Origin of the sequence: Dolichospermum lemmermannii CS-548, from assembly GCF_028330815.1 — a bacterium.
GTDB lineage: Bacteria > Cyanobacteriota > Cyanobacteriia > Cyanobacteriales > Nostocaceae > Dolichospermum > Dolichospermum lemmermannii.
On sequence record NZ_JAQMTJ010000063.1, the window covers coordinates 12,280 to 39,033 of the forward strand.

A 26,754-nucleotide genomic window follows, 5' to 3' on the forward strand; every position below is an offset into this window, starting at 1 on the left:
AATTTATTTTGGCGGGTTTTTGGTAGTGCGGGCATCTTGCCCGCGTGAGCGAGACGCTCACACTAGAGCATCTTGCCCGCGTGAGCGAGACTAGAGCATCTTGCCCGCGTGAGCGAGACTAGAGCATCTTGCCCGCGTGAGCGAGACTAGAGCATCTTGCCCGCGTGAGCGAGACTAGAGCATCTTCCCCGCGTGAGCGAGACGCTCACACTACAGTCCATCATTTTTATCATAATTGCTAAAGGAGGTGACGATAGGTTCAACAATTCCTGACTAGAAGCCTAGTAGCTGTAAAAGTAAGAGCAAATGGCAGCAAAATTCCGAAAAAAATCCGTTTCCACCCAAAAACCTAGATCGAATTGGAGTAGGAAGAATCTAAAATAGATATTAAATTAGAAAAACAACGGCCATTAAGCAACGTTAGTCCATTTTACTCTATGTAAAGCGTCCCCAGGTTGTTACCAGTGCTGAAACAAGATGTCATGCAAGTTTCCCAGGATCAGCCTATTTATGCTGAAGCTCCTCTCCAGTTATTGCTATTTGTTGATGGACGGCCTCAGTCTCGTCAACAAGTGCAGCAAATTCGGGTTTATTTAAAAGAATTAGAGGCTGGGTATAGTTTTGAACTACAAATTATTGATGTTGGACAACAACCCTATTTAGCGGAACATTTTAAGTTAGTAGCAACCCCTGCTCTAGTTAAGATTCATCCCGAACCTCAACAAACTATTGCTGGTACTAATATTATTCCACAATTAAAAATTTGGTGGCCGCGTTGGCAACACGCTGTTGGCACTTTTTTGAAATTACAGGCAGATAAACAGGAATGTTTGGATGAAAAGAGTCAGGTGATTTCGCCTAAATCTACCATTCATTCTGTTGCTACTTCGGCCGAGGCAATTCAACTAGGGGATGAAATTTTTCGTCTGAAGCAGGAAAAGGAGAGACTGCAAGAACAGCTACTGTTTAAAGACCGAGTAATTGCGATTTTAGCACATGATCTCCGTAATCCTCTCACGGCTGCGGCGATCGCTATTGAAACTCTTCAATCTAATTACAATCCAGATACAGGGGGATTTCAACGTCTGAAATCTGGTTTGGCTATACATTTATTAAAACAGGCTCGGACGCAAACCAAGATCATTGATCGGATGATTGCTGATTTGTTACAAGCTGGGCGGGGTGACGATACAGAATTGCCAATTGTACCACAAAAGTTACAATTAGGGGAAATTTGTTTACAGGTATTAGAGGAATTGAGCGATCGCTATATTGCTAAATCTCAAACGGTGGAAATAGACATTCCCCAGGATTTACCCTCTGTTTATGCTGATCCTGAACGAATTCGCCAAGTCCTGGTTAATCTTTTAGATAACGCCATCAAATATACACCGTCTGGTGGCATAATTACTGTAGCGGGACTCCATCGCACTAGCCAAAAAGTGCAATTTACGATTGGTGATACAGGACCTGGTATTCCCGAAGAAAACCGCGATCGCATTTTTGAGAATCTTTTCCGTCTCCAACGTGATCAAAGTACAGATGGATATGGAATTGGTCTTTGTTTATGTCAACGTATTATCCGCGCCCATTACGGTCAAATTTGGGTAGATTCATCTCCCCACGGTGGTGCATGGTTTCATTTTACAATGCCAGTATATCCATCTTAGTCAGTTGTCAGTTGTTCGTTGTCAGTAGGGGCGAAGCATTTGGAAGATAAATTATCGGTCATTGCCAAAAATAGTTCTCCAAATGCTTCGCCCGTACAGTTGTCAGTTGTCAGTTGTTCGTTGTCAGTGGTAAAACTATCACCAATTACCAATTACCAATTACCAATTACCAATTACCAATTACCAATTACCAAATTACTAATTACTAAAAATGCCAAATCAATTAATGTATCAGCAGGACGATTTTGTTGTTTTGGAAACAAATCAACCAGAACAATTTCTGACAGTGGCGGAATTATTAATCAAGCTGGAAAAAACTTTATCACAAATTGCATTCGCGGATTTACCATTGGATGTGCAAAAATTTGAGTCTGTTAGCGAACAAGCACAATATTTGCTGGATACAAGTTGTAATTTAGATGTGGGTCCTGGAGAATATTTACAGTGGTATGCGGTGCGGTTGGAAAAATAAAATTATTTGCTACCAAATTATGTTTGTTCGGCTTCAAAGGTGATGCGCTCAGATTGATATGCAGGTGGTTCAACATGAATTAAAATCCTCACAGGATGAAAACGTTGTTCTAGTTGTTTTTCAACTTCTTCTGTGATATTGTGAGCCGTTTCTACATCTGGTGCATCAACAATTAAGTGCATTTCTATAAACACTTGACGACCAATGACACCACGGGAAGCGATATCATGACAGTTAATTACACCGGGGACAGAAACTGCAATTGTATGAATGGTTTCCGGGGCTATGGCCATTTGATCCACAAGCCAGGGTAAATTTTCGGTTAGAACTGACCAACCGCTCCAAAATACCAGTAAAGCCACGGGGAAAGCTAGTGCTACATCTAACCACTGATAACCCAGCCACACACCAATTAAACCACCAATAACGGAGATTGTCACCCAAACATCACTCATGGTATGGGTAGCATCAGCGATTAAAATGGAACTACCTACTCTTTTTCCCACATTCCGTTCATAAAAGGCGACAAAAATATTTATTCCTAACACAATCAGTAATAACCACAATTCTGGAGGTGATACTTTTACAGGTTCGCCACCTTTGAGAATTCTTTCTACTGCACCTTGGACAATTTCAAAACAAGCTATTCCTAAAAATGCAGCTATCCCCAAAGCGCCTAGTGCTTCAAATTTATTATGCCCATAAGGATGCTCCCGATCTGGCAATGGTGAAGAAAACTTAATAGCAACTAAGCCTAAGACATTATTGGCACTATCAGTCACACTATGTAAAGCATCAGCCAGCAAACTTAAAGAACCTGTCCAATGACCCACAAGGACTTTTAAGCCCATTACAAATACGTTAAGCAGTAGGGTGATAATTAAAACTTTTCTTACTTCCGTGCGGTTATCGTAAATCATATATTAATCTTTTGTTAATCTTGTGTGATTTGTGAAAAAAAAGACTAGAGAATTTGTTTTCTTTAACTATTGCTGTACAACAATAGGTATTTATTTCTAGGAATAAATATACAGGAAATATGTCAAAAACTGCTTATTAAGAATTTATCTCTTTATTGAACAAAAAGGAACAAAAGATCCCCGACTTCTCAAAGAAGTGGGGGATCTGGATATGGTAATGTGGATAATTACGAATAATTATTAATAAGTAGGTTATGTCTTCTGCACCTCTCACACCAAATCTGGTAGAAGGTTCTATTTCTGTTAGTTTTTCACCCCAAGTAGCGCAAGAATTAAAAGCAGCAATCAATGAATTATTGAAAAGTCTCAAAGCTGTTGCTAGTAAAACTCCAGGTACAGCTAAAGTCAGTCCCCAACCCTCGTTAGAGTATCGTTACACTGGGGATGTATTTATAGAAATATTTTGTAATCCTAATATCTGGCCTACTCCCTTTGCGGCTAAAGTTTTGTTAACAATTCGCAATATGGGGATTCGGTTGACGACAGAAGCGGAACTTACTCGCGTTATTGAAGATGTTAATCAGTATTTAGAGCAGTTTTAAATTAATGTCTAAACTATGATTTTTGTGATTTTGATGATTTTTATGATGAATCCCTCATCTTTATCAAAATAATTCTAAAAATCATAGTTCAGACGTTTTTTCTCATCTTCATCAAAATAATCTTAAAAATCATAGTTTGGACAGTTAAACATAAATATGTCAACAAAATTTTTCACTAATAGCGAAGAAAATACCCTAATTAAGAAGTTTGAAGGAGTGTTTACATATAATCCTAATATTCAATATTTTGATGCTTTAGTAGGCTATTTTAGAGCATCTGGTTATTTTAGAATTAGACCGTTTTTAGACAAAGTTCCCCATATTAGAATATTAGTAGGAATCAATGTTGATAAAATGCTGGCTGATGCTCAAAAATCTGGACTGGAATTTTTTAAACATGATGAAAAAACCAGAGAAGATTTTATCAAAGAAATTCAAAAAGATATTGAAAATGCTAATTATGACAAAAAGACTGAAACAGGGATTCTGCAATTCATTGATGACATAATTCAAGGCAAAATTCAAGTTAAAGCACATCCAGAAAAAAAGATTCATGCGAAAGTTTATATTTTACGTCCTGAACCATTTAATCAACATACACCAGCTACAGCAATAACTGGTTCTTCTAATCTAACAGATGCAGGTTTAGGTGGAGGAAATTTCCATAATTATGAGTTTAATGTCCAATTTGCAACAGCAGAATTTGAGAAAATTTGGGCTGAATCTGTTGATATATTACCAGTTGATATCAAGAATATTACCAAAGAAACTTATTTAAATGCAGAAACGACTCCCTTTGAATTATATATAAAATTGCTAAGTGAATATTTTAGTGATAATATTAATTATGATGCTGATTCCATTGGTGATTTACCCGAAAAATTTAAAAAACTTTCTTATCAAGTTGATGCTGTAAATGAAGGTTTTAATATGTTGATAAAGCACAATGGTTTTATCTTAGCTGACGTAGTGGGATTAGGTAAAACCGTGATTGCAGCAATGGTAGCTAAAAGGTTTTTAATGGAAAATGGGAGAAACAATACCAAAATCTTAGTTGTTTATCCTCCAGCAGTAGAAAAGAACTGGAAAAACACTTTCAAATATTTTAATATTGACAAATATACCAAGTTTATAACTAATGGTAGTCTTGACAAAATATTAACAGAACATCAAGATTATTGGAACAAAGAAGAGTATGATTTAGTCATAGTTGATGAAGCCCATAAATTTCGTCATCATAAAACTGGTGCTTTTCAAAACTTACAATTAATTTGTAAAAGTCCCAGAGTAAATCAGGGTTTGATTCCCGGTAATCAGAAAAAAGTAATTTTAGTATCTGCAACTCCTTTAAATAATCGTCCAGATGACATTTTTTATCAAATCCAAATGTTTCAAGACGCTAGACAGTCAACACTACCAATTACAAATTTAACTGCTTTTTTCAATCCTTTAATAGAACAATATAAAAGTTTGAAAAGATTTGAAGAATTAGATGTTAATAAACTGAGAATGATTTATGGAGAAATTAGAAGTAAGATAATTGAACCTATTACTATTAGAAGAACTAGAACAGATTTAGAAAATATTATTGAATATAAATCAGATTTAGCAACACAAGGAATTATATTCCCTCAAGTAGAACCTCCTCAAAAAGTGGAATATCTCGCTGGTTTGGTGTACCAGAAAATGAAGATTGGGGAAAAGGTGATCATCATTTTTTAACTAATCAATTTCAGAATTTTACCCATAAGGAACTTTTTTATCAAGATTTTTTATCTGTGCTATTTTTTGATACTTTAAATGCAAAACGTCCTGATGATTTGATTGAACTTGGTGAAAATAAACTTTGTAGAATACCCTATTTAAATGGGGGTTTATTTGAGGAAGATAATCCAAAATATCGCAGTTTAATTTTTGATGATCATTTATTTGCAAATCTTTTTAACTTTTTTGATCAGTATAATTTTACTATTTATGAAGATGATCCTTATGATCATACCATAGCTGTTGACCCGGAAATGTTGGGACATATTTTTGAGAATTTGCTAGAAGATAATAAAGATAAGGGTGCATATTACACCCCGAAAGAAATTGTCCATTATATGTGTCAAGAAAGTTTGATTGAATATCTAAATACCTATTGTCTAAACTATGATTTTTCTGATTTAGGGATTACCTTGATAGAAGAAACTCAAAAGGAATTGATTACACAATTCATCAAAAAGAAAGAAATCAATCTAGATATTCTCGAAAAATCAAGCAAATCAAAGGAATCCTCTAAATCATGGTTCAGACATTTGAATATTGCATTGGATAATGTAAAGATTTGTGATCCTGCTATTGGTTCGGGTGCTTTTACTATGGGTTTGTTACACGAAATATTTACCGCAAAACAAACTCTACATACTTTTGAATTCGGGAATACGACTAATTTTAATGCTTCGGATGTGAAGTTGAATATTATCCAAAATAGTATTTATGGGGTAGATATTGAACGCGGTGCTGTGGATATTGCTAGATTGCGTTTTTGGTTAAGTTTAATAGTAGATGAACCTGAACCCAAAGCATTACCTAATCTTGATTATAAAATTGTGGTGGGTAATAGTTTGGTGAGTAAGTTTGGTGATGATATTATTGATATTGATTGGGAAATGAAAGATGTTACACAAGGAAGTATTTTAGTTGATGTTTACCAACCTCAAGCAATTTTAAGGAAAATTAGTGATAAACAAATGCAGTTTTTTAGTCCAGATAGCGATAAGAAAAAATTAGCTGCTGATATCCGTGATTTGAAAATTGATTTGTTGATAAGTCAATTACAATTGATGATTAAAACTAAAGGTATGGAAGATAAACCCACTGGTAAGGGTAAAACTTTAACTAAGCAAACTGAGGTTTATTTGCAAACTCTTGGTTGGAAACAAAATATTCAGAAACTTAAACAATTAAAAAATCATCCTGATGAGTCTCTTAATTTCTTTGATTGGAAGTTAGATTTTCCTGAAGTTATGAATCAGCAAGTTGTGGAAAATGTGGGGTTTGATATTGTAATTGGTAATCCTCCTTATATTCGTATTCAAGAATTAGATAAACAATCATCTACATATTTTAAAAGTAAATACAAGACTGCATTTAAAAATTATGATATTTATGTCTTATTTGTTGAAAAAGCAGTTGATGATTTAATGAAACCAAGTGGACATATTTGCCTTATTAATCCTACAAAGTTTATTAAAACCGACTATGGTACAAAATTGAAAGAATTTATTTATCAAAATACATTACTAGAAAAATTCATAGATTTAACAGATGTGGAAGTTTTTGATTCTGTAATTACATATACTGGAATTTTCTTGTTATCTAAAAATAAAAAGAACTTTTTTAAATACGTCAAACTTGAATCTAACCAAACAAGTTATTTAAAAAATCTGTCTAAAATTAAGTTTGATAATATTTCATACGATAGAATTCAAGAAAAAACATGGTTGTTAGGTTCTCAGAATTTGCAAATAATTTTTGATAAAATTAATTCTTTTCCTCTATTATCAGAATTTTCAGATATATTTGTTGGATTACAAACAAGTGCTGATCCAGTTTATATATTAGAAATACAAGGAGATAAACTTTACTCAAAACAAACAGGTAAACTTTATCAATTCAATTATGACATTGTGAAGCCTTTACTTAAAGGTGCTGAAATCAAACGCTATTCAACTCCAGATGTAAAATTTTTGTGTATAAACGAAGGAATCGGTATTTATCGTTTGATTGATTTTTTCAGAGTCATCGTGATGGTTTAAATCATTGTCAATAAGTAGACGTTAATGCGAATTTTTGGGTCATTATTGAGATTAAATAGTCCTTATTGATAAGATGCGTTTCCCCTGGATTTTTTGCTTATAATAGAGAAACAATGGGTAAACTTCCCATTCCTACCTTTATTGGAACAAAGCGTAAAGTAATAGAAACCATTGTGAATAATATCCTTACTCTCAAATCTCAAGGTAAAGACACCACTGCATTAGAACAACAAATAGACAATATGGTTTATAAACTTTACGAATTAACCTATAAAGAAGTAAAAATAATAGATCCTGAATTTCCATTAACAGAACAAGAATATGCAGACATAAAAATATAAAGTGTTTAGATCCCCGACTTCTTAAAGAAGTCGGGGATCTGAATGATCTGAATAAATATGCTATAATATCAAATCATCACAAATATCACTGGAGATGAAAATTATATGACTCTCACAATTGACAACGTAGAAAAAATAGAACAAATATTAAAAGATGATGATAACGACTATCAAATAGAACTACAAGAAGGAAATATTTTAATTATGGGTCCATCTGATATAGAATCTAGTGAAATTGGTGCTGAGTTCATATATTTGCTAAAATTATGGACTAATCCTCGTAAATTAGGGCGAATATTTGACTCCAGTGGTGGGTTTATTATGCCAAATACTGATTTACGCGCTCCCGATGTTTCCTTTGTGTCCGCCCAAAGATTAAAACGGACTGTGAGAGATTTTGGTAATTTAGTTCCTGATTTAGTGGTAGAAATTAAATCAAAAACTGATAGAGTTGCTAAATTAGAAGATAAACTTAAATTATTTTTAGAATTAGGTGCAAAGGTAGCAATTCTCATCAATCCTGATGAATTAACTGTTGCTGTTTATCGTCCTGATGGTAAAATTACATTATTAACAAAAGACGATAAATTAACCGTAACTGAATTATTTCCTGGTTGGGAAATTGCTATTTCTGAATTATGGCCTCCTGTATTTGAATAGATGTTTAAGTAGGTTGGCGTTAAAAATTGTCGTTATGGCAAGGGAACAGAAAAGAGGTTTTGGGCAACTTTACTTTTCGTTACATATTTCGTTTTTTTTCCCTTCACCTATTTACAAATTACAAATTACCAATCACCAATCACCAAACTTAGTTAAAATAATCAACTAACCTCAAAACAGAAACAAGCCGAAAACTCATGGCAGATCAAATGCAGTGGACAAATGCCCTATCAACCCGTCCTTCCTTAGAAGCGGCTATTAACGATGTCGTAGAACAAGCAGTGGCATCTTTAACAGCACCAGCAGATTTAGGGCTGGTATTCATTTCTTCTGCCTTTATGAGTGAGTATTCCCGGCTGTTGCCTTTATTGGCGGAAAAGCTTTCTGTACCTGTATTAATTGGTTGTAGTGCTGGCGGTGTAATTGGCAGAAAACAGGCAGGAGAAACCGAAGAAATAGAAGCAGAACCCGCCCTGAGTCTGACTTTAGCCCATCTTCCCGGTGTCGAAATCCGACCTTTTCATATTGTCGCCGAAGAATTGCCAGATTCCGATAGTTCCCCTACCGCTTGGATTGATTTGCTAGGTGTATCACCTTCGGTTGTCCCCCAATTTATTCTCTTGTCTAGTCCCTTTGCTTCAGGAACGAATGATTTGTTGCAGGGGTTAGATTTTGCTTATCCAGGTTCTGTGGTGGTGGGAGGACAGGCCAGCAGCGGCTTTATGAATGGTCGCGTCGGCTTATTTTGTAATGATAAATTGTATCGGGAAGGGACGGTAGGCATCGCTTTAAGTGGCAATATTGTCTTAGATACCATTGTAGCCCAAGGGTGTCGTCCCATTGGTGAACCGTTACAAGTCACTAAAGCGGAACGGAATATTATTGTTGAGTTAGATGAAAAAGTCCCATTGGTGGTATTGCGAAATTTAATTAGTAGTTTAAGTGAAGAAGATCGAACTTTAGCACAACATTCTTTATTTGTAGGTTTAGCAATGGATGAATTTCGGCTAAATTTACATTCAGGAGATTTTTTAATTCGCAATATTTTAGGAGTAGATCCTAATGCTGGGGCGATCGCAATTGGCGATCGCATTCGTGCCGGTCAAAGGTTACAATTTCATCTGAGGGATGCCGAAGCATCAGCCCAAGATTTAGAAATTTTACTGCAAGAATATCAAAGTCAAAATGCCAGCGAACCATCTCCCGTAGGCGCTTTAATGTTCACCTGTTTAGGACGAGGAACAGGACTTTATGGCAAACCTAATTTTGATTCTCAACTATTTAGCCGATACCTCCATGATTTACCAATGGGTGGCTTTTTCTGCGGTGGTGAAATCGGTCCAGTCAGCGGCAGAACTTTCCTCCATGGTTATACTTCTGTATTTGCCATTTGTCGTTCTCTTGGGGAATAGGAGTCAGTTGTTAGTAGGGGCGAAGCATTTGGAAGATAAATTATCGGTCATTGCCAAAAATAGTTCTCCAAATGCTTCGCCCGTACAGTTGTCAGTTGTCAGTAGGAAGAAAATTACCAATTACCAATTACCAATTACCCATTACCAATTACCAATTACCAATTACCCATTACCAATTAAAAGCGTACTATGATTATCAATTAAAGCCGTATTCCCATCATTAACCGCACTATATTCTTCGATATAACGACGGACATGAATAGGAAAATGTGGATATTCTAACATAGCATCACCATCGGCAATAGTTGCCCAAAAATCCCGTAAACCGGGAGCTAGGATTTGTGCCTGTGCTAGTGGTAAACTTAAAGGTGGTAAAGTCAATAATTTGAGGACAAAAGGATAAGAGCGATCGCCCATCCATTGCCGTGATAATGTTTGTAAATTGGGAAAATCTGGCACTGATTCCACACGATGAGAAACAACTTGTAAGGATTCGTTACCCAATTCATCGCGGTTAAATTCTAATACTCGATAAGGATGAGGATAGCTGACTAAAGAACCCGTGGTAATATCATATATTCCTTCTGCATAAGCAATATCTTGAACGTGCAAATGTCCTGTAAATACTAACTTAACTCCATAGCGTTGTAATAATGTCCGCAGTTCTGCTGCATTTTCCAGCATATAACGATTTGCCATCGGATGATTTGATTGATTAGGTAAATGTTCAACCACATTGTGATGGATCATTACTAAAACCAATTCATCTTTAATGCTTGCTAATTCCCGTTCTAACCACTGGAATTGTTGACTATCTAACCGTCCTATTTGCTCACCTTGATCATTAAATGAGTTAGAATTAAGACCGATTAACCTCACTCCTGGGAATATCTGCCGATTGTAATAATGTTGTTGAGGATTTTCATAACCAAACTTTTGATAAAAATAGGGAAAATCTGCAAAACCAATTGATTGTTCATTAGCCATTAAAACAGGGAGATCATGATTACCAGGAATCACATAAGATGGAAAAGGTAATTGAGATAGCCTGTTTTGTAACCAATTGTGATTTGCTGGTTCACCATGTTGGGTTAAGTCTCCAGGGATCAACAAAAAATCTAAATCTAATTGGGTTAAATGTGCTAATACACTATCAAAAGCTGGAATACTCACTTCCACCAAATGAAAGCGACTAGGATGATCCCAGATGGTTTCAGGAAGCGCAATGTGTAAGTCGCTAACTATAGCAAAACGAAAATTGAGTTTCATTGATTTTAAGAAAATGTTAAAAATAAAGTTGCAAAAATTCTTATTCTTAAAGTATAACTCTCACTGTGTATACCTGTGTAGGAATATTTAGACTTAATAATATTTATATACATTTGTTTAGAATTGTTGTTTTTTTTAAGGAGAGTAAATTTTGTCACCTGTTCGAGTTCGTCAGCACGTTAACCCCCTTGCGAGTAAGTTCCAAACCCCAGCCGCTTCTCCAGAATGGCAAAAGATTTATATCCAACAAAACCTACCTCTACATTTAGATATCGGTTGTGCTAGAGGTAGATTTGTCCTCAAAATGGCACAGGTAGAACCAAATTGGAATTTTTTAGGTTTAGAAATTCGAGAACCGCTAGTAGTAGAAGCAAATAGAATCCGCGACGAAATGGAATTAACAAATTTGCATTATCTGTTTGCAAATGTGAATAATTCCCTAGTTTCCTTATTATCAACATTACCTGTAGGAAGCTTGCAAAAAGTTACAATTCAATTTCCTGATCCTTGGTTTAAAAATCGCCATGCAAAACGTCGGGTAGTGCAACCAGAATTAGTCACAGAATTAGCAAAATATTTAACAGTTGGTGGTATTGTTTTCCTGCAATCTGATATAGAATTTGTAGCAGTAGAAATGTGCGATCGCTTTGATGAACATCCTGCATTTGAAAAGCTAGGAACAACAACATGGTTAACCGAAAACCCCCTTCCTGTCCCCACAGAACGGGAAATAGCCACTCAAAACAAAGGTGAACCAGTTTATCGGGCTTTATTTAGAAAACTATAATCCGAGATCCTGGGGGAAACGATGCCGAATTTTGTCAGCGGGAATGGGGCGCATATCTAACAGACATTCGCTGTAGCTGGGTCAGGTGCCGTCTTGTGTCAATGACTGATTGCAAAGATTCATGGACTTTTCTACTCCCTGTTTGAAACTAAATTCAACACACTCAACGACAAAGTTTAAAACTTGAGACATGACTTTATTTTCAGTGGCAGAAAATCGCCCTAAAACATGAGAAACAGTATGAGAATTATCCCCATCTATTGCGTTCTTTGGTTTACCTATACCAATTCTTAATCTAGGAAAATTTTGGGTATTCAGATGAGAAATAATACTTTTCATACCATTATGTCCACCCGCAGATCCAGACAACCGCAGGCGAGTTTTGCCCAAGGGTAAATCTAGATCATCATAAATGATTAAGATTGATTCAGGCGGTATTTTGTACCAATTGGTTACGGCTTGAATAGCTTGTCCTGAAAGATTCATATAGGTTAAGGGTTTGAGTAAGCGAATTTTCCCCTTACCTGCTGCATTCCCTTCAGCAAATTCTCCTTGAAACTTGCGATTTTCAGCTAGAGAAATTTGCCAAGCCCGAGCTAGGGTATCTATAGCTGCAAAGCCAATATTATGACGAGTTTGGTCATATTTAGGCTCTGGATTTCCCAGTCCGACAATTAGCTGGGGAATCACCACAGCCGTTGGTTTTACTTCTTCATCTTTCATCCTTGTACGTTTTCTGACTGGGTCTTTCCAGCTTCAATGTGTTTATGCTCTAATTCAGCGGTTGTTTGCACAGTTTCTTTCAATTGTTCAGATTCTTTTTTGAACTCGCTTTGAAATTCATTAGAGGCCTCTTGAAAACTGCGAATCGTTTTCCCCAAACTGCGCCCAATTTCTGGTAACTTCTTGGGTCCAAAGATTAATAATGCAACTACCATAATGACACCCATTTCTGGTAAACCGATACCAAATATATTCATTTTGCTCTCCTATAGACTGAAAAACCGCCACAACTACTCTACAGCTTTGGGATTTAGACTAATTTTATCGCTATTTTTAGGTATTTTTTTGAATAATGAAAAAACTGGGACAAGCCAGGTAAAGTTTTATACTGCTCGGTTAAGGGTGAAAAGTCGTTATATCGTAGGTTGGGTTGACGTATGTTACCCAACAAAATTCTCGATCATGTTGGGTTTTGCTGTCGCTCAACCCAACCTACATTTCCTTAACCGAATAGTATTAGGGTAGATGCTAATTGTCAGCTTGATGACTGGATAGCCATTAGCCGCCTAAACTGCGCCAATCAACAAGCACGTCCTGAATTAACAGAGACTTGTTATAAACTTGCAGGATAATTAGCAGAAATACCAAAAATAAACCCATAAACACACCCATTAAAGGTGTTGTTCCCCAACCTGGAGACACTTTACCATACTCAGCATTTAAGGGTCTGAGAATATCTCCTAACTTAGTCCGTTGTGCCATAGTTCACCTAAGAATTAGTTACCAAAGCTTTTTTAAATTTTTTCAGACATTCCCAAACCTTTACAGGCTGGGGATTCTTGGTTTAAACTTACCTGTTTTCGATTGACCTAATCACGGGTTTAACAGTTCGCATTTACTCATGTCTTTGTCACGAATAATTACCCAAGCTTTTATCCAGTGGTGGATAAGTTCCCGGTTGTCTCACGGTACATGGATGAATCCAAAAGCTGTTCTTAAATTATCGCAGTTTGTGATCTTTGTTTAGCGATATTGCTGGAGGTTTTCGCCACATTTACAAAAATACATGATTTTCGGTGTGTTGATGCGGTTATGGAGGAATTAACGAACCGCAGAGGCGCAGAGTACACAGAGGGAAGAGTTAGAGAGAGAGGGCTATGCGTTTGATACCGTCTTTGAGGAGGGGAACGTTAAAGTTGATGAGGAGTCCTAAAGTGCGCTTGGTTATTTTGAGGTAGGAGAGAAGTTGAGCTTCGTGAATGGGGGCTAGGGTTTGCACAGCTTTTAATTCTACAACTAAACAGTCTGCAACTAAAAAATCTAATCTACCTCTACCTACATCATGTCCTTTATATGTCAAGCTTATTGACTTTTCAACCTCATGATGTATACCCCGAATCATAAATTCAACAACCAGTGCTTCCTTATACACTTCCTCCAAAAACCCAGGACCTAAAACCCGGTGTACCTCAATAGCAGCCCCAATAACCTCCCCTGTAAGCCAACTCATCTCCTCTCCTAACTCTCTTCCCTCTGCGTCCTCTGCGCCTCTGCGGTTCGTTTTCATCACATAATCCTTGCAAAAACAACTAATTACCAAATTAACCCAATTATCACCTCTACCAAACCTCTTACCTCCGTGTCCTCTGTGCCTGGAGTGGTTCGTATTCATTATAACTTCTTCTTACACTCTAATAAGAAATGTGTACTGTGTTCTGAAGAAAAAGCCGGAAAATTAGCCTTTTTCATGAAATCCAAAAATCTTAGCCAAGACTCTTGTAATTTTAGAAAATAGGGGTTAAGATATTTCCATGAACCTTAAAGAAGATTTTTGGAAAAAAGCAATGTCAAAAATTATCTACGATGTCATCCAACGCTTTGAGGTTGAAAACGGCGTTCCTCGCTTGGTTTCAACTAATATTCAGGTAATTGAAGGTGGGGAAGATTTGTTATCTTTAGCTATCAGTATGCTGACTAAACTGGGTTTTTATGAAAAGTTTGATGAAAATCGAACATCTCAATATATAGGTTATCGACTAAAAAATCCTGGTAAGGGTGCTAAACGTTATCAATTAGTTTTAGCTCAACGGAAGGAAGGATTATGTATTTCGATTCCTAAAGATGTATTTCAGCCAGAAATTTTGGAGATTAAGTGTTGGAGTGATTGTATTATACATGAAGATAATTTTGGCAACCTGATAGATACAACAGATCATTTTTTAGGTAGATTTTGGATATTACCTAGTAAAGAAGATATATTTTTGGAAGTGACACAATCTCATTATCCAAATACTTTAAACGGTGAAGTAAGAGGAAAATTTTATTTGAATCCTTACCAGACATTTTCTATGGGAGACTATGATGATTATGAAGAAGCTGTATCAATAGAAGCTGATGAATTTAAACTTGAACAATTAGGAGAAAGTAGTAGTTACCTGATTCTGTATGAAGATAAACTTTTTCCATATATGTGGCAGGTGTGTATCATCTCAAATGAAGTTCTAGAAGAATTTATTAACCACTTTGCAAAAATATTAATGGAGAAAAACTAATGTCTGTAAAACCCAAAAGACTTGTTAACCCTTATGAAGAAAGAATGCTAGAGTTTCTCCAAACCTGCATAGATAAGAATTATAAAATTCATACACAGGTAAGCTTATGCCAATTTTGTGAATTAGGTAGCAGCCTTGATATTAAACTCAGAAACTTCTTCTTTAGCTCCAGTGTAGACGCTCTGATCACAAACAAAGACTATAAACCTTGTTTAGTTGTAGAATTTCAATCTACATATCATGATTCTCATGAGGCAAGAGAGCGTGATAATAAAAAATTACATTTACTAACCTTAGCAGGAGTTCCCCTAATTTATTCAAGAATTAAAGACTTTGGATTATTACATCTTTACTCTCAACAGGAAGAAGTAATATTTAATTTATTCACAGGCGAAAAACGCGAAAATGCCAAAGCCTTAATTAGAAACTATTGCGAACCATCTAATTTTTCTAACCTTCTAGCTATAGCATAGTAATTGCTAACTTACCCACCTAGCACTGAAGTGCAAGGCTAATAATAAAAGTCGTCTCAAGACGACTGAAAAAAGAAAAGATATGAGTCCGTTTTAACGGACTTTCGCTATTAGCCTGGGGTTTTAACCCTAGGCGGTTTGTGTAACCAACTACAAATCCTCCTTTCCCCATATCTTCACAATTTATCATCCCCCTCCCTCCAATCATCACCAAAATGCTACAATCTACACCATGCTAGGGGTGCTTGGGAAACCAAGCTGAGATCAAACCCTTAACACCTGAGTCTGGATAATACCAGCGGAGGGAAGCTGTTTATTTGAGGATTGTAATATGCGGACAGAATGGGTAGCCAAGCGACGTGGACAAGCTAACGTATCGCAAATGCACTACGCTCGTCAGGGTGTGATTACTGAAGAAATGGATTATGTAGCGAAGCGGGAAAAGCTGCCTGCTGAACTTATCCGCGCTGAAGTGGCACGGGGACGGATGATTATCCCTGCGAATATTAATCATACTAACTTAGAACCGATGGCCATTGGTATCGCTTCTAGTTGTAAAGTTAACGCCAATATCGGTGCTTCTCCCAACTCTTCTAACTTGCAGGAAGAAGTTGATAAACTCAACCTGGCGGTAAAATACGGTGCTGATACTGTGATGGATTTGTCCACAGGTGGCGGTAATTTAGATGAAATTCGTACCGCAATTATCAATGCTTCACCTGTTCCCATTGGTACAGTTCCAGTTTACCAAGCTTTAGAAAGCGTTCACGGCACTATCGAAAATCTCACCGCTGACGATTTTCTCCACATCATCGAAAAACACGCCCAGCAAGGGGTAGACTATCAAACTATCCACGCGGGAATTTTGATTGAACATCTACCTTTAGTCAGAAGCCGCTTGACAGGGATTGTTTCTCGTGGTGGCGGAATTTTGGCGCGGTGGATGTTGCATCACCACAAACAAAACCCCCTATATACCCATTTCAACGACATCATTGAGATTTTCAAAAGATATGATGTTTCTTTCAGTTTAGGCGACTCCCTGCGCCCAGGATGTACCCATGATGCGTCCGATGAAGCCCAGTTGGCAGAACTGAAAACTCTAGGAAATCTCACCCGCAAAGCTTGGGAACATGATGTACAGGTAATGGTGGAAGGTCCCGGCCACGTACCTATGGATCAAATTGAGTTCAATGTCCGTAAACAAATGGAAGAGTGTTCGGAAGCTCCTTTCTATGTTCTCGGTCCTTTGGTGACTGATATTGCTCCTGGTTACGATCATATTACCTCAGCTATTGGGGCAGCGATGGCGGGCTGGTATGGAACAGCAATGTTGTGTTATGTGACACCTAAAGAACATTTAGGTTTACCTGATGCGGAAGATGTACGTAATGGCTTAATTGCGTATAAAATTGCGGCTCATGCTGCGGATATTGCGAGACATCGGCCAGGTGCTAGAGATAGGGATGATGAACTTTCTAAAGCTCGCTATAATTTCGACTGGAATCGTCAATTTGAGTTATCTTTAGACCCAGAAAGAGCAAAGGAATATCACGACGAAACTTTACCCGCAGATATCTATAAAACCGCTGAGTTTTGTTCCATGTGTGGACCTAAGTTCTGTCCAATGCAGACTAAGGTTGATGCTGATGCTTTGACTGAATTGGAGAAGTTTTTGGCAAAAGAACCTGTAGCACAAGGTTAATTAGTGAACAACGAGATCCCCGACTTCTTAGAGAAGTCGGGGATCTAAAACCTTAGTTTGGGGAATCAAAATAAATCTAAAAGCCTTATCAAAATGGAGAAGAGATTAATGAAAATTCATCAATTGATATTCCAAGGATGTGCGCTAGTTATTCTGACTGCATTACCTTCTTTTGCAGAAACAAATAATAAGGTCATTTTAGTTCCGGGTGACAATCTTTTCCTTCTTAAATGTGAGACTATTCAGGATAGTATTGATGCAAATGATAGTATTGCTCCGCGTGGGAGTCTGAATGATAATTTTGAATCAAGATATGATTTATATAGCGTCAAGACTGATCCTGGTAATGTTGTATTCGTTGAACTTACTACTCCCAATAAACAAAACTCTTTTATTCCATTAATTTATATACAAGAGGTTGATAAAAAGACGGGTATGGGAAGTTCCATTTCTGCTGCTAAAGGTTATGCCTGGTATGTTAGTAGAGAAGATGCTAAAAAAACAAATTGGAATTTATATATTTATTCTGCTACCTCTGGCACTTATAATTTAAGAATTGCATACGCTAGACCAAGCATAAATCTTTCTGAATCACAGATAAAAGCGGCTATTATGGATTCTAAAGTTGCGTACATTTTGGGTTATTCGTCATCTTCATCCCATCGCGTTGATATGAACGCTTTATGTAAAAATTAATATTTATAGCATTCTTCCTTTGTATCTTTGCTCCTTTGCGTCTTTGCGCGAAACACAATTCATAAAATTTCTAATGTATGTCTGAGTGCTGCATCTACTAAGGACATTTCTGACCAAAAACCAATAACTTTATCAATTTCTGTATCTAAAACAGTTGCTAGATTATCTGTCATAATCACAGAATCAGTAATTAATCCCGTTTGTTTTCCTTCTGGTGTTGCTATATTCACAAATACTCTGCTAGGGTGTCCAGCACGGGAAACATTACTAGTAATCATAGCTATAATAGTTTGCGATAAACCAGTACCAATATTGTTAGATTGAACAACTAAAGCAGGACGACGTTTAGCAGTTTTTAAGTTTGAGTCTGGGAACAAAACCAGCACTACTGAACCACGATTATAAGGCATCGTAAACTTCCATTTCTGGTTGATCCCAATCTTGTGCAAAACATTGTAATCTAGCTCTTAATTTTGCGGCTTGTTCTTCATTAATTCCGCGAGATGACAAATCTACAGAAGTATTTGCATCAAGAAAAGTTACAATTACTCGCGCTGTATTTATGCCTGTTGGCGTTTCGTTTAGCTCAATTTTCCCGTCTTTGTAAATGCCTTCGATTGACTGTAACATTAGTTTAATTTTTGGGGTAAACTACTTTTAATTTTAAAACCATGCTTTTGGTAGTAACATAATTATTATATAATATTTCTTATTGTTTAAATGGGTGAAGAACAAGCAAATCTTCATCACCTGTAATAATAAATTGAGCTTTGCCACTAACAGCTAATTCTAGATATTTATTATCTTTAGGATCTCGACATTCATTGATTTGTTCAGTAACATTAATAAACTCGATAGTTTCTACTAAATTATCTATTAATTCCCGCCGTCTTTCTAAGGTAATATAACGGTCGAATTTTGGTCTTGATAAAACTTCTTGTAACTCGGCAAAAACAGCAGCACTTAACAAGATAATACCTATATCTTGAGCTTTATCTAATGCCTGACGTGGTTTACTTTGACTAAATAAAAATGCACTTACGAAAACATTTGTATCGAATACAAAACGGCGTTTATTTATCATCTTGCAAAATAGATTCTAAAATTTCAGAAGTTAAACCATTAGCTTGTGCCTCTTGACTAGCTTTATCCATTGTGTTTCTAAGTTTTTGAAGTGCTTCTTTACTATTTTTTAATAAATTTGACTCCATAATTAATGCTAACTTTAGCTGAATTTGTTCCTGTTCTTCCTTAGTGCTGCGACGATAAGCTTCAGCAATATTTGATGGTACTTTGATGATTATTTCTTGTATCGTATTCATATTTTTACCATTTTTATTCTTCCTATTCGACAATTATAATCTAATTTTTGAATTGCTGCCGGTTTTTGTGAATTAGTTTAACTTGTGGGGTAAACCACTTTTCAAACTATGCTTTCGGTAGTATAATAATTATTATACAATATTTTTCATGTTTAGTGTAATTTTTGATATAATCAAATGACTCGACAATCCCATGATCAATTCGCTAAGGAATATCTAGAGGAATTATTAACACCTTTAGGAACAATTAAAAAAAGCGAAAAGGTTAAAAGTGAAGTTCAAGAAATTGATGTTTGGTTTGAACCATTTTCTGATCAAACTCAGGAAAATCTCCCTTTAGGTTTATTAGGGAAGATGGCAAAAACTCAATGTTTATTTGAGCCTTTTCGCAATCCACCATCAGAAATAGAAATTCGCAGTTGTTTACTTAAATTATATGCCGTTCATGGTGATGTAGTTAGGAAAGCAAAACGCGAAAACAGAAATATTGCTGAATCAGAATTACCGATTTTATGGATTTTAACACCAACTTTTTCATCTCGGATGATTGCGGGTTTAGGTGCAAATGAAATTCTAGAAGATTGGGTTCAAGGTGTTTATTTTCTGCCGAATATCCTGAAAACAGCAATAGTCGCTATTCATCAATTACCAGAAAATGAGGATACATTATGGTTGAGAGTTTTGGGGAAAGGAGGAACACAAAAAAGAGCAGTGGAGGAGTTAACTGAGTTACCAGAAAATAACCCTTTTCGAGAGAATTTGTTAGAAATTTTAGCGGACTGGCGCAAGAATTTAGAATTGAGAGATAATTTAAGTAGGGAAGAAGAGGAAGTAATTATGAACTTATCACCAGCTTATTTACAACAAATAGAAGACTGGAAGCAAGAAGGAAAGCAAGAAGGTAAGTTAGAAGCAGAACTTTATTTTATAACTTCTCTTCTGGAAGGGCGTTTTGGTAGTTTGGATGCTGAGTTATCTGGTTTAGTGGAAAAGATTGCTAATATTCCTATTTCTGAACGCACTCAGTTACTTCTTTCTTTGGGTAATTTATCCCGTGAGGAGTTGTTACAAAGATTGAGTAATGAGGAAGGTTAGGGTAGTATATTTCTTGGCAGTTTGAGGAGATTTCCCAAACTGCTGATTTTAGCAAAAATCTTTTTCGTTAGTTAGTTTCTGATTTGTAAGAAATGTTATATCACAATTATGTCATACGCGCCAAAACTTGATTTATCCAAGTACGATCTGCTTTCTGCAAAGGACAAACTCTTTTCTTACGTTTGCGAAAAAGCAAAGTCGTGGGGCTTAGATCCTAATATAGAGTGTGTGCTTCTCTCTCCGAAACAGTCTGATGATCTTGGTTATGATCGTGTATGGCGTGTTATGTGGGAATCTGGTTCATATGCCTGGGGTATTGACCTCTCTTGCGGCAGCGTTACGTTCATCAAACATGATGGATACTGGGATCGTTCTGAGCCTGAGATTGTTATTGGTAATCCTGAAGATTGGTACTTAGAATCCTACTATTCTTTTGATGTTGGATTTATTCCAAATACAACTTATGCAGAATTCGATGAGGAACAAAATGGAATTATCACGATCGCTAATGTTGTTTCTGAACAATTAATACGTGAGATTGCGAAACATCCCAAAATTCTGCAAACAATTGAGAGGCGACCTTTTGAAGAATTGATTGCTGAATTGTTTAACGGTTTTGGATATGATGTCGAACTAACTGGACGGACACGAGATGGAGGAAAAGATATAAGTAAGTTGGCGTTAAACAATCAACATATGTAACGAAATGTAAATTCGACAAATACCTTATAGATAGGTTATTTAAGGGTTTTTACGAAAAAAATGTATATTGATTTTATCGTGCCGACTTACTTAATCGCAGTCAAAAATGTTGATTCAATCAATCTGCGATACCTAATTGAATGCAAACGCCCAGATCCAGGAAATCCCGTAACTGTTTCAACTGTTCGTGAACTATTAGGTGTTAGGACTGATGATCCAGCAACTAAAGCTCTCCTTGTCACTACTACTGACTTTACCAAAGACGCAAAGTCTCTGATTGACCGTCATCGCTGGCATTTAGAAGGTAAAATCTATAACGACATTATCTTATGGATTAATAACTACAATCGCATAAAAGGTATTGAACTTTAAAAAGTGTATAGGAAAAAATCTGGATTAATAGAATTATGCAATTAATCAAATGTGTGACGGCAATTACAATTTCTTCTCTGTCTATATTTTCAATACCCGTCATTGCTCAAACAAACAAAGAACGGTGGGTAGATTTGGGTAAAACAAATAGCGGTGAAATACTAAAATTAAACGACAGCAGTATTGGGTTTCAGATGATGCTGGCTGACGATTCTCTCAACAATGAAGATGGATTCTATAACGATAACGACAAGTTTCCAAAGACAAAAGTTATTGTATTTGACTACAGTATTAGTGGTAGGAAAAGAAGTGGATACACTAAATCCTGTAAACAAGGAAACTTGGCTGCTAATCCAACCTGGAAAACCTACACTTCTCTTATAGACTATTGGCCTCAATATTTTCTGGTTGAAGCTGACAGTGTTGCCAGCAAGAAAATGTTACAACGGGTTTGCTCTTTAAGTCTATACAAACAATAATCAATCAGAAGATAAAAAGTACATCTTATTTAAAGAGGCAATTGGACGAAAATGGAACCCACTAAAAATAGTAGCCAGTTGAATATAAAAGTCATCTTTGGGATTGTAATGCTCTGCATATTTTCTTTCATAATAGGAAATATTGTATTGAGAAAATTTTTTTCTACCACACCAGAAGGTGCAGCAGATGAATACTTAAGAGCATGGCAACTTAATAAAGCTGAAGATAAAGGTGAGTTTAGCTGTTTATCTAAAGAACCAGTAGAACCTCCTGATTTAAATGTTCAATCATGGGAAGTGTTGGGTAAGAATGAAAAAGTTAAAGAATCTGATCCTGATTCTAAATATTTTGAAGTTTCGGTAAAAGTGCAATATATTTCTAAGAATGATTCTGTTATTAAACGCACAATCATTTTTAATGTCTGGAATAGTGATGAGCTTTTTGAGTCAGCCAAAAGGGGACTAGAAAAACACCTTATGAAATTGGAAAAAACTCGTAAAAAGCTGAATATTATTATGGAATCTTTGGGAGAACCAGGTAAAAAAATTAATGAACAGTCTTCTATTGTCATAACGCGCGATATGTATTCACAGCAAAAATACTGTATACTTTTTATTCAGGGAATAAGCGACTAAATAAATACAAAACTTATCACCAGCTCATTTACAACAAATAGCATCATGGAAGCAAGAAGGTGATCGCTTGAAGTAAGATTTTGGAAAGTGCGATCGCTTGTGGGATGATTTTGGGAGTGCGATAGCGAAGCGCACCGAAAGTATCGCTTTGAGATAAAGTAATTATTTACCGACTATTGCTGATTTCCACAATCATTTCTCCTTGCTGTAATTGTTCCAACGCATCAGGTAAAGTAATTGTCAGAAGTTGACGCAAATTGCGATTCGTCACATTTCCACAAGTTAACCAAAGGATTTGAGGAGGTATTCCTAACCGACAAACCAAATCAACAAAATCACTATCTTTCGTCATGATGATGACATTAGCGATTTTTGCAGCTTCAAAAATTTCTATATCTTTAGCATCACGTAACCCAATATCTCTTAATGAAAATGCTTCTATAGCAAAAGTATCTGTTACCCAAATTGCCAATGTTGCTGGTAACTGTGCATCAATCCAAATTTTCATGCTGTTAACCGGACAAAATCAGTCCGTCGTGCAGCAAACACAAGACAAGCTTGAATATCTTCTGGTTCTAAATCGGGAAAGTCTTCTAAAATTTCGCTAACGCTGACATTTTCGGCTAACATTTCTAAAATGTCGCTAACTCTAATTCTCATTCCGCGAATGCAAGGACGACCCCCACATTGACCAGGAATTTGCGTAATCCGATTTAATAATTCGTTCATTGAGTTAATTAGTGATTTTCATAAAGAATGCTGAATCAGAATTACCGATTTTATGGATTTTAACACCAACTTTTTCATCTCGGATGATTGCTGGATTAGGAGCAGTTGAAATTGCAGAAGATTGGGTTCAAGGTGTTTATTTTCTACCGAACATTCTGAAAACAGCAATAGTTGTTATTCATCAATTACCAGAAAATGAGGATACGTTATGGTTGAGAGTTTTATCTCGTTCCCAGTCTTCGACTGGGAATGCCCTCAAGAGGCTCTGCCTCTGCTATCATTGGGAGCAGAGCCTTCTAAAATTCATTCCCATACAGAGTATGGGAACGAAAAAGAAGTCGGGGATCTAAAAACTATCAATCATCACCAACAGCGTACTGAATCAATAGAGATAGACGCTGACGCAGAGTTTCCAGTCCTAACCGCTGACTAGCAGAAATAAACACTGCTAAAGGAAACTCCTCTCTAGCCAAAGCCAGTGTTTCACTACTAACTTGATCAATTTTATTAAAAGCCACTAACGCCGGTCCTGGTGTAATCGGCATTTGCGCGAGTATGTCCCGAACTGCGCGAATGTGATTCAACCAAGCAGGATGAGATAAATCTACCAAATGCAATAAAGCATCCGCTTCTGTTACCTCTTCCAAAGTAGCCCGAAAAGCATCCATTAAAGATGCAGGTAACTCATGGATAAACCCTACAGTATCCGTCATCAAAGTTTCCTGGGGTGCGCCCGTTTCTGCATGAGGAATTATTAATCGCCGTGTGGTCGGGTCAAGGGTAGCAAACAGTTGGTCAGCCGTGTATACTTCCGAATTGGTGAGGGCGTTGAGTAAAGTGGATTTACCAGCGTTGGTATAACCCACCAAAGCCACTGAGGGAACTTCTCGATGTTGTCGTCGTTGACGTAACCGACAACGATGAGCTTGTAATTGATTAACTTCGTGTTGGAGTCGAGAAATCCGCTTTTGAATAGCCCGGCGTTCTGTTTCTAGCTTGGTTTCACCAGGTCCTCTTGTGCCAATACCACCGCCTAATCTGGACATACCCTCACCCTTGCCCGTGAGTCGTGGCAGCATATACCCTAACTGTGCCAGTTCCACCTGTAATTTACCTGCACCAGATTGAGCGCGTTGGGCAAAAATATCTAAAATTACTTCGGTACGGTCAACTACCCTAACACCAATTTGTGCTTCTAAATTGCGAACTTGGGAACGGGAAAGATCACGATCAAATACTACCAAATTAGCACCTAGAGTTTGCACAGCGATCGCCACTTCTTGGACTTTACCTTCACCAATCACTGTTTGGGGATGAATACGCGATCGCTTTTGTTGTAAGGTTTGTAAAACAACACCTCCAGCCGTATCCACTAATCGGGTCAATTCCACTATGATGTCTTGGAATTGTTGCGGCGTGATATTTTCTGTTAATACCCCCACAATTACCACCCGATCATGATCAGCGTCTACCTCTTGCGCTACATACTCCCGACTAAATTCCTCTTCTAAACTTGCCACTAAGTCCAGAAAATCCTGGTCAGCCAAAGCATCTAAGCTCAGAGGTGGTGAGATGTGGGAATATATTCCCGGATCTGAAATACTAGTATCAGAGGATTGCGTCGCCACTAACTGTTTGCTATTGGCTACTAGATGCGCTAAATAAGCTTCTTTCACGTACCCAGTTGAACCACCGCCACGCTTGGTAAATCCTCCTCCAGTAATATTAAAAACTACTAAAGCATCCAATCTTTGTAAAGCCATGGCTGTTAAGGCTGACTCACTCGGTTGTTCTGACTTGAGATTAGTAGATAAACAACGAATACCGCTCAGACGCTCTGCACCATAGCGAGGTAGTTCTAAGGGCGGAATTTGCGTTTGACGCGGAGTACCTACACCAACTCGAATCACTTGTCCACGACGATTGATATAAGTACAAATAGGTTGATTAATTTCCGTACTAATGGCTGCCAGCCGTTGAGCAAAATCAGTAGTCGTAATGCGATCGCCTGATATCCGCTGATGGTACAGCCGCTGGAGTTGTTTTAGCTGGCTGGACTTCAAACCTTGAACATTACCAAAGATAGTCTCTATAGGCGTTTATGACCAGTTACCTGGTTTCCCCTGAATCCTGACACTGTCTATTTTACAACAGCAATTGGTCAGTTGTCAGTAGGGGCGAAGCATTTGGAAGATAAATTATCGGTCATTGCCAAAAATAGTTCTCCAAATGCTTCGCCCGTACAGTTGTCAGTTGTCAGTTGTCATTAGGTAATTTTCTTCTTTCTTCTTTCTTCTTTCTTCTTTCTTCTTCCTGAACTCCTGATAGCGAAGCGTGGCGTTAGCCATACTCCTGACTCCTCCAATAAATAGCTGGACTCTTTGGCAACTATAGATTTATAATTAACGATTGTGAGTTTTTTCAAAAAACATAAAAAGTAATGAACGCCCAAGAGATTATCCGCTCAATTGAAGCGGAGCAAATGAAATCTGACTTACCCGATATCTATGTCGGTGACACAGTTAAGGTAGGAATCAAAATTCAGGAAGGCACTAAATTCCGTGTGCAACCTTACGAAGGTGTAGTTATAGCTAGACGCAATGGCGGCATCAACGAAACTATCACAGTCCGTAAAGTTTTCCAAGGTGTGGGTGTAGAACGAGTATTTTTGCTTCATTCTCCCCTGGTTGAAAGCATTAAAGTATTGCGTCGTGGTAAGGTTAGACGTGCTAAATTATATTATCTACGCGCCCTCGTCGGCAAGGCAACCCGCATTAAACAAAGATTCGACCGCCCTCTATAATTCCCAATGGTGAATTAATAGACAAAACCCAGTCTGCAAGCGGCATCTGCCGCTAACTTGCCAAAAGAAAAAAAATAAGTTACAATCAGAAGCGAAATTGCGTTAGAATAAAAAAAGTTCAGCGCAATGACTGTAACAAGAAAAGCTTGTGCGCTCTTAGTTCAGTTGGTAGAACGCAGGTCTCCAAAACCTGATGTCGGGGGTTCAAGTCCTCCAGGGCGCGCTAAAAAAGAAAAATACTGCCCGAAGCAATAACGCCACTGCCAAAACAGCAGAAAACGTCAATTATTTCGGGTATAATTTTTTTGAAATATAGCTTGACTGTTGGCAGTTAATTTAGGCCGAAGCTATAAACCTTGAAAAAAAATCACCAAACAGAACGAAAGGCACGGAAGCCACTTGGCAATAGATGCGTGGAGGAAGTGCCAACGGCGAATTTATTCGCAGTAATATGATAGAATCAATTAGCAAGTAGGAATAACCATCAACGCCAAGAAGTGTTTTATTAAGGAGAAACCCCTGATTTATCTCGTC

The 26,754-nt window shown here is 37.1% G+C and carries 32 protein-coding genes, 1 tRNA gene, 1 pseudogene and 1 riboswitch; of the genes and pseudogenes, 21 read left to right on the forward strand and 13 right to left on the reverse strand.

Features of this window, described 5'->3' with window-relative positions; all coding sequences use genetic code 11:
* The first annotated feature begins 464 nt into the window (after positions 1-464).
* Both PN450_RS03460 and PN450_RS03465 read left to right on the forward strand, forming a co-directional pair.
* Positions 465-1,670, forward strand: coding sequence for a histidine kinase (locus PN450_RS03460; RefSeq protein ID WP_271835439.1), 1,206 nt, complete (start codon positions 465-467; stop codon positions 1,668-1,670).
* Positions 1,671-1,881: 211 nt separating this feature from the next.
* Positions 1,882-2,142: a CRR7 family NDH-1 assembly protein gene (locus PN450_RS03465; protein WP_015078241.1), complete on the forward strand. Its 261-nt coding sequence runs from the start codon at positions 1,882-1,884 to the stop codon at positions 2,140-2,142.
* Between the two features lie 17 nt (positions 2,143-2,159).
* On the opposite strand, the gene cdf31 is transcribed toward PN450_RS03465, so the two are convergent.
* On the reverse strand, positions 2,160-3,062 hold the full coding sequence (gene cdf31, locus PN450_RS03470) for a CDF family zinc efflux transporter Cdf31 (protein ID WP_213718192.1): 903 nt from the start codon (positions 3,060-3,062) through the stop codon (positions 2,160-2,162).
* A gap of 254 nt (positions 3,063-3,316) precedes the next feature.
* Between cdf31 and PN450_RS03475 the strand changes: the two genes are divergently transcribed.
* The 7 genes from PN450_RS03475 (at position 3,317) to PN450_RS03505 (ending at position 10,070) form a co-directional block, all read left to right on the forward strand.
* Positions 3,317-3,664: a hypothetical protein gene (locus tag PN450_RS03475; protein WP_271835440.1), complete on the forward strand. Its 348-nt coding sequence runs from the start codon at positions 3,317-3,319 to the stop codon at positions 3,662-3,664.
* Between the two features lie 156 nt (positions 3,665-3,820).
* Positions 3,821-5,386, forward strand: coding sequence for an SNF2-related protein (locus tag PN450_RS03480; RefSeq protein WP_271835441.1), 1,566 nt, complete (start codon positions 3,821-3,823; stop codon positions 5,384-5,386).
* A gap of 56 nt (positions 5,387-5,442) precedes the next feature.
* Complete coding sequence (locus PN450_RS03485) at positions 5,443-7,464, forward strand: Eco57I restriction-modification methylase domain-containing protein (protein ID WP_271835442.1); 2,022 nt, start codon at positions 5,443-5,445, stop codon at positions 7,462-7,464.
* A 113-nt stretch (positions 7,465-7,577) separates the two neighbouring features.
* Positions 7,578-7,805 (forward strand): hypothetical protein, encoded by a 228-nt coding sequence (locus tag PN450_RS03490; RefSeq protein WP_148759801.1) that lies wholly within the window; start codon positions 7,578-7,580, stop codon positions 7,803-7,805.
* Positions 7,806-7,910: 105 nt separating this feature from the next.
* Positions 7,911-8,465 (forward strand): Uma2 family endonuclease, encoded by a 555-nt coding sequence (locus PN450_RS03495; protein WP_148759803.1) that lies wholly within the window; start codon positions 7,911-7,913, stop codon positions 8,463-8,465.
* A gap of 197 nt (positions 8,466-8,662) precedes the next feature.
* The gene (locus tag PN450_RS03500; RefSeq protein WP_148759805.1) at positions 8,663-9,877 is read left to right on the forward strand and encodes an FIST signal transduction protein; all 1,215 of its coding nucleotides are present in this window, start codon (positions 8,663-8,665) and stop codon (positions 9,875-9,877) included.
* Between the two features lie 7 nt (positions 9,878-9,884).
* Positions 9,885-10,070: a hypothetical protein gene (locus PN450_RS03505; RefSeq protein ID WP_210422378.1), complete on the forward strand. Its 186-nt coding sequence runs from the start codon at positions 9,885-9,887 to the stop codon at positions 10,068-10,070.
* Here the strand turns inward: PN450_RS03505 and PN450_RS03510 are convergent.
* Positions 10,040-11,146, reverse strand: a complete 1,107-nt coding sequence (locus tag PN450_RS03510) for a metallophosphoesterase family protein (RefSeq protein ID WP_148759809.1) — start codon at positions 11,144-11,146, stop codon at positions 10,040-10,042. The genes PN450_RS03505 and PN450_RS03510 overlap by 31 nt on opposite strands.
* A gap of 151 nt (positions 11,147-11,297) precedes the next feature.
* Between PN450_RS03510 and trmB the strand changes: the two genes are divergently transcribed.
* Positions 11,298-11,933, forward strand: a complete 636-nt coding sequence (trmB, locus tag PN450_RS03515; protein ID WP_148759811.1) for a tRNA (guanosine(46)-N7)-methyltransferase TrmB — start codon at positions 11,298-11,300, stop codon at positions 11,931-11,933.
* Positions 11,934-12,014: 81 nt separating this feature from the next.
* On the opposite strand, the gene pth is transcribed toward trmB, so the two are convergent.
* From pth to PN450_RS03535, 4 genes are all read right to left on the reverse strand, one after another.
* Positions 12,015-12,656: an aminoacyl-tRNA hydrolase gene (pth, locus tag PN450_RS03520; protein WP_213799602.1), complete on the reverse strand. Its 642-nt coding sequence runs from the start codon at positions 12,654-12,656 to the stop codon at positions 12,015-12,017.
* Entirely contained in the window at positions 12,653-12,913 is a 261-nt protein-coding gene (locus PN450_RS03525; protein WP_015078234.1) for a TatA/E family twin arginine-targeting protein translocase, read from the reverse strand. The genes pth and PN450_RS03525 overlap by 4 nt, the downstream gene beginning before the upstream one ends.
* A gap of 301 nt (positions 12,914-13,214) precedes the next feature.
* Positions 13,215-13,418, reverse strand: a complete 204-nt coding sequence (psbH, locus tag PN450_RS03530) for a photosystem II reaction center phosphoprotein PsbH (RefSeq protein WP_015078233.1) — start codon at positions 13,416-13,418, stop codon at positions 13,215-13,217.
* A gap of 379 nt (positions 13,419-13,797) precedes the next feature.
* Positions 13,798-14,223, reverse strand: coding sequence for a GxxExxY protein (locus tag PN450_RS03535; RefSeq protein WP_015078232.1), 426 nt, complete (start codon positions 14,221-14,223; stop codon positions 13,798-13,800).
* 244 nt (positions 14,224-14,467) lie between these two features.
* Between PN450_RS03535 and PN450_RS03540 the strand changes: the two genes are divergently transcribed.
* The 4 genes from PN450_RS03540 to PN450_RS03555 all read left to right on the forward strand — a co-directional run bounded on the left by PN450_RS03540 (position 14,468) and on the right by PN450_RS03555 (position 18,082).
* Positions 14,468-15,208: a hypothetical protein gene (locus PN450_RS03540; RefSeq protein WP_271835443.1), complete on the forward strand. Its 741-nt coding sequence runs from the start codon at positions 14,468-14,470 to the stop codon at positions 15,206-15,208.
* Complete coding sequence (locus PN450_RS03545; RefSeq protein WP_015078230.1) at positions 15,208-15,681, forward strand: DUF2726 domain-containing protein; 474 nt, start codon at positions 15,208-15,210, stop codon at positions 15,679-15,681. The genes PN450_RS03540 and PN450_RS03545 overlap by 1 nt, the downstream gene beginning before the upstream one ends.
* Positions 15,682-15,908: 227 nt before the next feature.
* Positions 15,909-16,005: riboswitch (TPP riboswitch) on the forward strand.
* A 7-nt stretch (positions 16,006-16,012) separates the two neighbouring features.
* Positions 16,013-17,386: a phosphomethylpyrimidine synthase gene (gene thiC / locus PN450_RS03550; protein WP_168466589.1), complete on the forward strand. Its 1,374-nt coding sequence runs from the start codon at positions 16,013-16,015 to the stop codon at positions 17,384-17,386.
* Between the two features lie 108 nt (positions 17,387-17,494).
* The gene (locus PN450_RS03555; RefSeq protein WP_148759823.1) at positions 17,495-18,082 is read left to right on the forward strand and encodes a hypothetical protein; all 588 of its coding nucleotides are present in this window, start codon (positions 17,495-17,497) and stop codon (positions 18,080-18,082) included.
* 59 nt (positions 18,083-18,141) lie between these two features.
* Here PN450_RS03555 and PN450_RS03560 read toward each other — a convergent pair whose 3' ends face one another.
* From PN450_RS03560 to PN450_RS03575, 4 genes are all read right to left on the reverse strand, one after another.
* Complete coding sequence (locus PN450_RS03560; RefSeq protein ID WP_168694574.1) at positions 18,142-18,492, reverse strand: type II toxin-antitoxin system PemK/MazF family toxin; 351 nt, start codon at positions 18,490-18,492, stop codon at positions 18,142-18,144.
* On the reverse strand, positions 18,482-18,712 hold the full coding sequence (locus PN450_RS03565) for a hypothetical protein (protein WP_137908734.1): 231 nt from the start codon (positions 18,710-18,712) through the stop codon (positions 18,482-18,484). Before PN450_RS03565 ends, PN450_RS03560 begins: the two co-directional genes overlap by 11 nt.
* Positions 18,713-18,791: 79 nt before the next feature.
* Positions 18,792-19,166 carry a putative toxin-antitoxin system toxin component, PIN family gene (locus PN450_RS03570; protein WP_210422274.1) on the reverse strand — a complete coding sequence of 125 codons (375 nt, stop codon included), beginning with the start codon at positions 19,164-19,166 and terminating at the stop codon, positions 18,792-18,794.
* Complete coding sequence (locus PN450_RS03575) at positions 19,156-19,404, reverse strand: hypothetical protein (protein WP_053541040.1); 249 nt, start codon at positions 19,402-19,404, stop codon at positions 19,156-19,158. Before PN450_RS03575 ends, PN450_RS03570 begins: the two co-directional genes overlap by 11 nt.
* 177 nt (positions 19,405-19,581) lie before the next feature.
* On the opposite strand from PN450_RS03575, the gene PN450_RS03580 reads away from it, so the two are divergent.
* The 4 genes and pseudogenes from PN450_RS03580 (at position 19,582) to PN450_RS03595 (ending at position 22,688) form a co-directional block, all read left to right on the forward strand.
* Positions 19,582-20,499 carry an RpnC/YadD family protein gene (locus PN450_RS03580; RefSeq protein ID WP_271835444.1) on the forward strand — a complete coding sequence of 306 codons (918 nt, stop codon included), beginning with the start codon at positions 19,582-19,584 and terminating at the stop codon, positions 20,497-20,499.
* Between the two features lie 285 nt (positions 20,500-20,784).
* Positions 20,785-21,573, forward strand: a pseudogene (locus tag PN450_RS03585) (restriction endonuclease).
* 35 nt (positions 21,574-21,608) lie between these two features.
* Positions 21,609-22,052, forward strand: a complete 444-nt coding sequence (locus tag PN450_RS03590; protein WP_213799614.1) for a hypothetical protein — start codon at positions 21,609-21,611, stop codon at positions 22,050-22,052.
* Between the two features lie 51 nt (positions 22,053-22,103).
* On the forward strand, positions 22,104-22,688 hold the full coding sequence (locus PN450_RS03595) for a hypothetical protein (RefSeq protein WP_271835445.1): 585 nt from the start codon (positions 22,104-22,106) through the stop codon (positions 22,686-22,688).
* Positions 22,689-22,854: 166 nt separating this feature from the next.
* Here the strand turns inward: PN450_RS03595 and PN450_RS03600 are convergent, their stop codons facing one another.
* Together PN450_RS03600 and PN450_RS03605 are read right to left on the reverse strand one after the other, a co-directional pair.
* Positions 22,855-23,196 (reverse strand): DUF5615 family PIN-like protein, encoded by a 342-nt coding sequence (locus tag PN450_RS03600; protein ID WP_271835446.1) that lies wholly within the window; start codon positions 23,194-23,196, stop codon positions 22,855-22,857.
* Entirely contained in the window at positions 23,193-23,426 is a 234-nt protein-coding gene (locus PN450_RS03605) for a DUF433 domain-containing protein (RefSeq protein ID WP_148759833.1), read from the reverse strand. The genes PN450_RS03600 and PN450_RS03605 overlap by 4 nt, the downstream gene beginning before the upstream one ends.
* A 2-nt stretch (positions 23,427-23,428) precedes the next feature.
* Here PN450_RS03605 and PN450_RS03610 point away from each other — a divergent pair, with 2 nt between their 5' ends.
* Positions 23,429-23,767, forward strand: a complete 339-nt coding sequence (locus PN450_RS03610; protein ID WP_271835447.1) for a hypothetical protein — start codon at positions 23,429-23,431, stop codon at positions 23,765-23,767.
* 6 nt (positions 23,768-23,773) lie between these two features.
* Here PN450_RS03610 and hflX read toward each other — a convergent pair whose 3' ends face one another.
* The gene (hflX, locus tag PN450_RS03615) at positions 23,774-25,510 is read right to left on the reverse strand and encodes a GTPase HflX (RefSeq protein ID WP_148759835.1); all 1,737 of its coding nucleotides are present in this window, start codon (positions 25,508-25,510) and stop codon (positions 23,774-23,776) included.
* 347 nt (positions 25,511-25,857) lie between these two features.
* Here hflX and rplS point away from each other — a divergent pair, with 347 nt between their 5' ends.
* Positions 25,858-26,220 (forward strand): 50S ribosomal protein L19, encoded by a 363-nt coding sequence (gene rplS, locus PN450_RS03620; protein WP_015078221.1) that lies wholly within the window; start codon positions 25,858-25,860, stop codon positions 26,218-26,220.
* A gap of 150 nt (positions 26,221-26,370) precedes the next feature.
* Positions 26,371-26,443: transfer RNA gene (locus PN450_RS03625), tRNA-Trp, on the forward strand.
* Positions 26,444-26,754 lie beyond the last annotated feature (311 nt).

Excerpts from the sequence above, each read along its gene's own strand:
- PN450_RS03590 (WP_213799614.1), top strand. The coding sequence starts at position 21,609 with ATGCAATTAATCAAATGTGTGACGGCAATTACAATTTCTTCTCTGTCT.
- PN450_RS03510 (WP_148759809.1), bottom strand. The coding sequence starts at position 11,146 with ATGAAACTCAATTTTCGTTTTGCTATAGTTAGCGACTTACACATTGCG.
- rplS (WP_015078221.1), top strand. The coding sequence starts at position 25,858 with ATGAACGCCCAAGAGATTATCCGCTCAATTGAAGCGGAGCAAATGAAA.
- pth (WP_213799602.1), bottom strand. The coding sequence starts at position 12,656 with ATGAAAGATGAAGAAGTAAAACCAACGGCTGTGGTGATTCCCCAGCTA.
- PN450_RS03555 (WP_148759823.1), top strand. The coding sequence starts at position 17,495 with ATGAAAATTCATCAATTGATATTCCAAGGATGTGCGCTAGTTATTCTG.
- PN450_RS03600 (WP_271835446.1), bottom strand. The coding sequence starts at position 23,196 with ATGAAAATTTGGATTGATGCACAGTTACCAGCAACATTGGCAATTTGG.
- PN450_RS03465 (WP_015078241.1), top strand. The coding sequence starts at position 1,882 with ATGCCAAATCAATTAATGTATCAGCAGGACGATTTTGTTGTTTTGGAA.
- PN450_RS03595 (WP_271835445.1), top strand. The coding sequence starts at position 22,104 with ATGGAACCCACTAAAAATAGTAGCCAGTTGAATATAAAAGTCATCTTT.
- PN450_RS03535 (WP_015078232.1), bottom strand. The coding sequence starts at position 14,223 with ATGAAAACGAACCGCAGAGGCGCAGAGGACGCAGAGGGAAGAGAGTTA.
- PN450_RS03575 (WP_053541040.1), bottom strand. The coding sequence starts at position 19,404 with ATGAATACGATACAAGAAATAATCATCAAAGTACCATCAAATATTGCT.
- psbH (WP_015078233.1), bottom strand. The coding sequence starts at position 13,418 with ATGGCACAACGGACTAAGTTAGGAGATATTCTCAGACCCTTAAATGCT.
- PN450_RS03545 (WP_015078230.1), top strand. The coding sequence starts at position 15,208 with ATGTCTGTAAAACCCAAAAGACTTGTTAACCCTTATGAAGAAAGAATG.
- cdf31 (WP_213718192.1), bottom strand. The coding sequence starts at position 3,062 with ATGATTTACGATAACCGCACGGAAGTAAGAAAAGTTTTAATTATCACC.
- PN450_RS03490 (WP_148759801.1), top strand. The coding sequence starts at position 7,578 with ATGGGTAAACTTCCCATTCCTACCTTTATTGGAACAAAGCGTAAAGTA.
- PN450_RS03580 (WP_271835444.1), top strand. The coding sequence starts at position 19,582 with ATGACTCGACAATCCCATGATCAATTCGCTAAGGAATATCTAGAGGAA.
- PN450_RS03500 (WP_148759805.1), top strand. The coding sequence starts at position 8,663 with ATGGCAGATCAAATGCAGTGGACAAATGCCCTATCAACCCGTCCTTCC.
- PN450_RS03475 (WP_271835440.1), top strand. The coding sequence starts at position 3,317 with ATGTCTTCTGCACCTCTCACACCAAATCTGGTAGAAGGTTCTATTTCT.
- PN450_RS03565 (WP_137908734.1), bottom strand. The coding sequence starts at position 18,712 with ATGTTACAGTCAATCGAAGGCATTTACAAAGACGGGAAAATTGAGCTA.
- PN450_RS03540 (WP_271835443.1), top strand. The coding sequence starts at position 14,468 with ATGAACCTTAAAGAAGATTTTTGGAAAAAAGCAATGTCAAAAATTATC.
- thiC (WP_168466589.1), top strand. The coding sequence starts at position 16,013 with ATGCGGACAGAATGGGTAGCCAAGCGACGTGGACAAGCTAACGTATCG.
- PN450_RS03560 (WP_168694574.1), bottom strand. The coding sequence starts at position 18,492 with ATGCCTTATAATCGTGGTTCAGTAGTGCTGGTTTTGTTCCCAGACTCA.
- PN450_RS03480 (WP_271835441.1), top strand. The coding sequence starts at position 3,821 with ATGTCAACAAAATTTTTCACTAATAGCGAAGAAAATACCCTAATTAAG.
- PN450_RS03525 (WP_015078234.1), bottom strand. The coding sequence starts at position 12,913 with ATGAATATATTTGGTATCGGTTTACCAGAAATGGGTGTCATTATGGTA.
- PN450_RS03495 (WP_148759803.1), top strand. The coding sequence starts at position 7,911 with ATGACTCTCACAATTGACAACGTAGAAAAAATAGAACAAATATTAAAA.
- PN450_RS03570 (WP_210422274.1), bottom strand. The coding sequence starts at position 19,166 with ATGATAAATAAACGCCGTTTTGTATTCGATACAAATGTTTTCGTAAGT.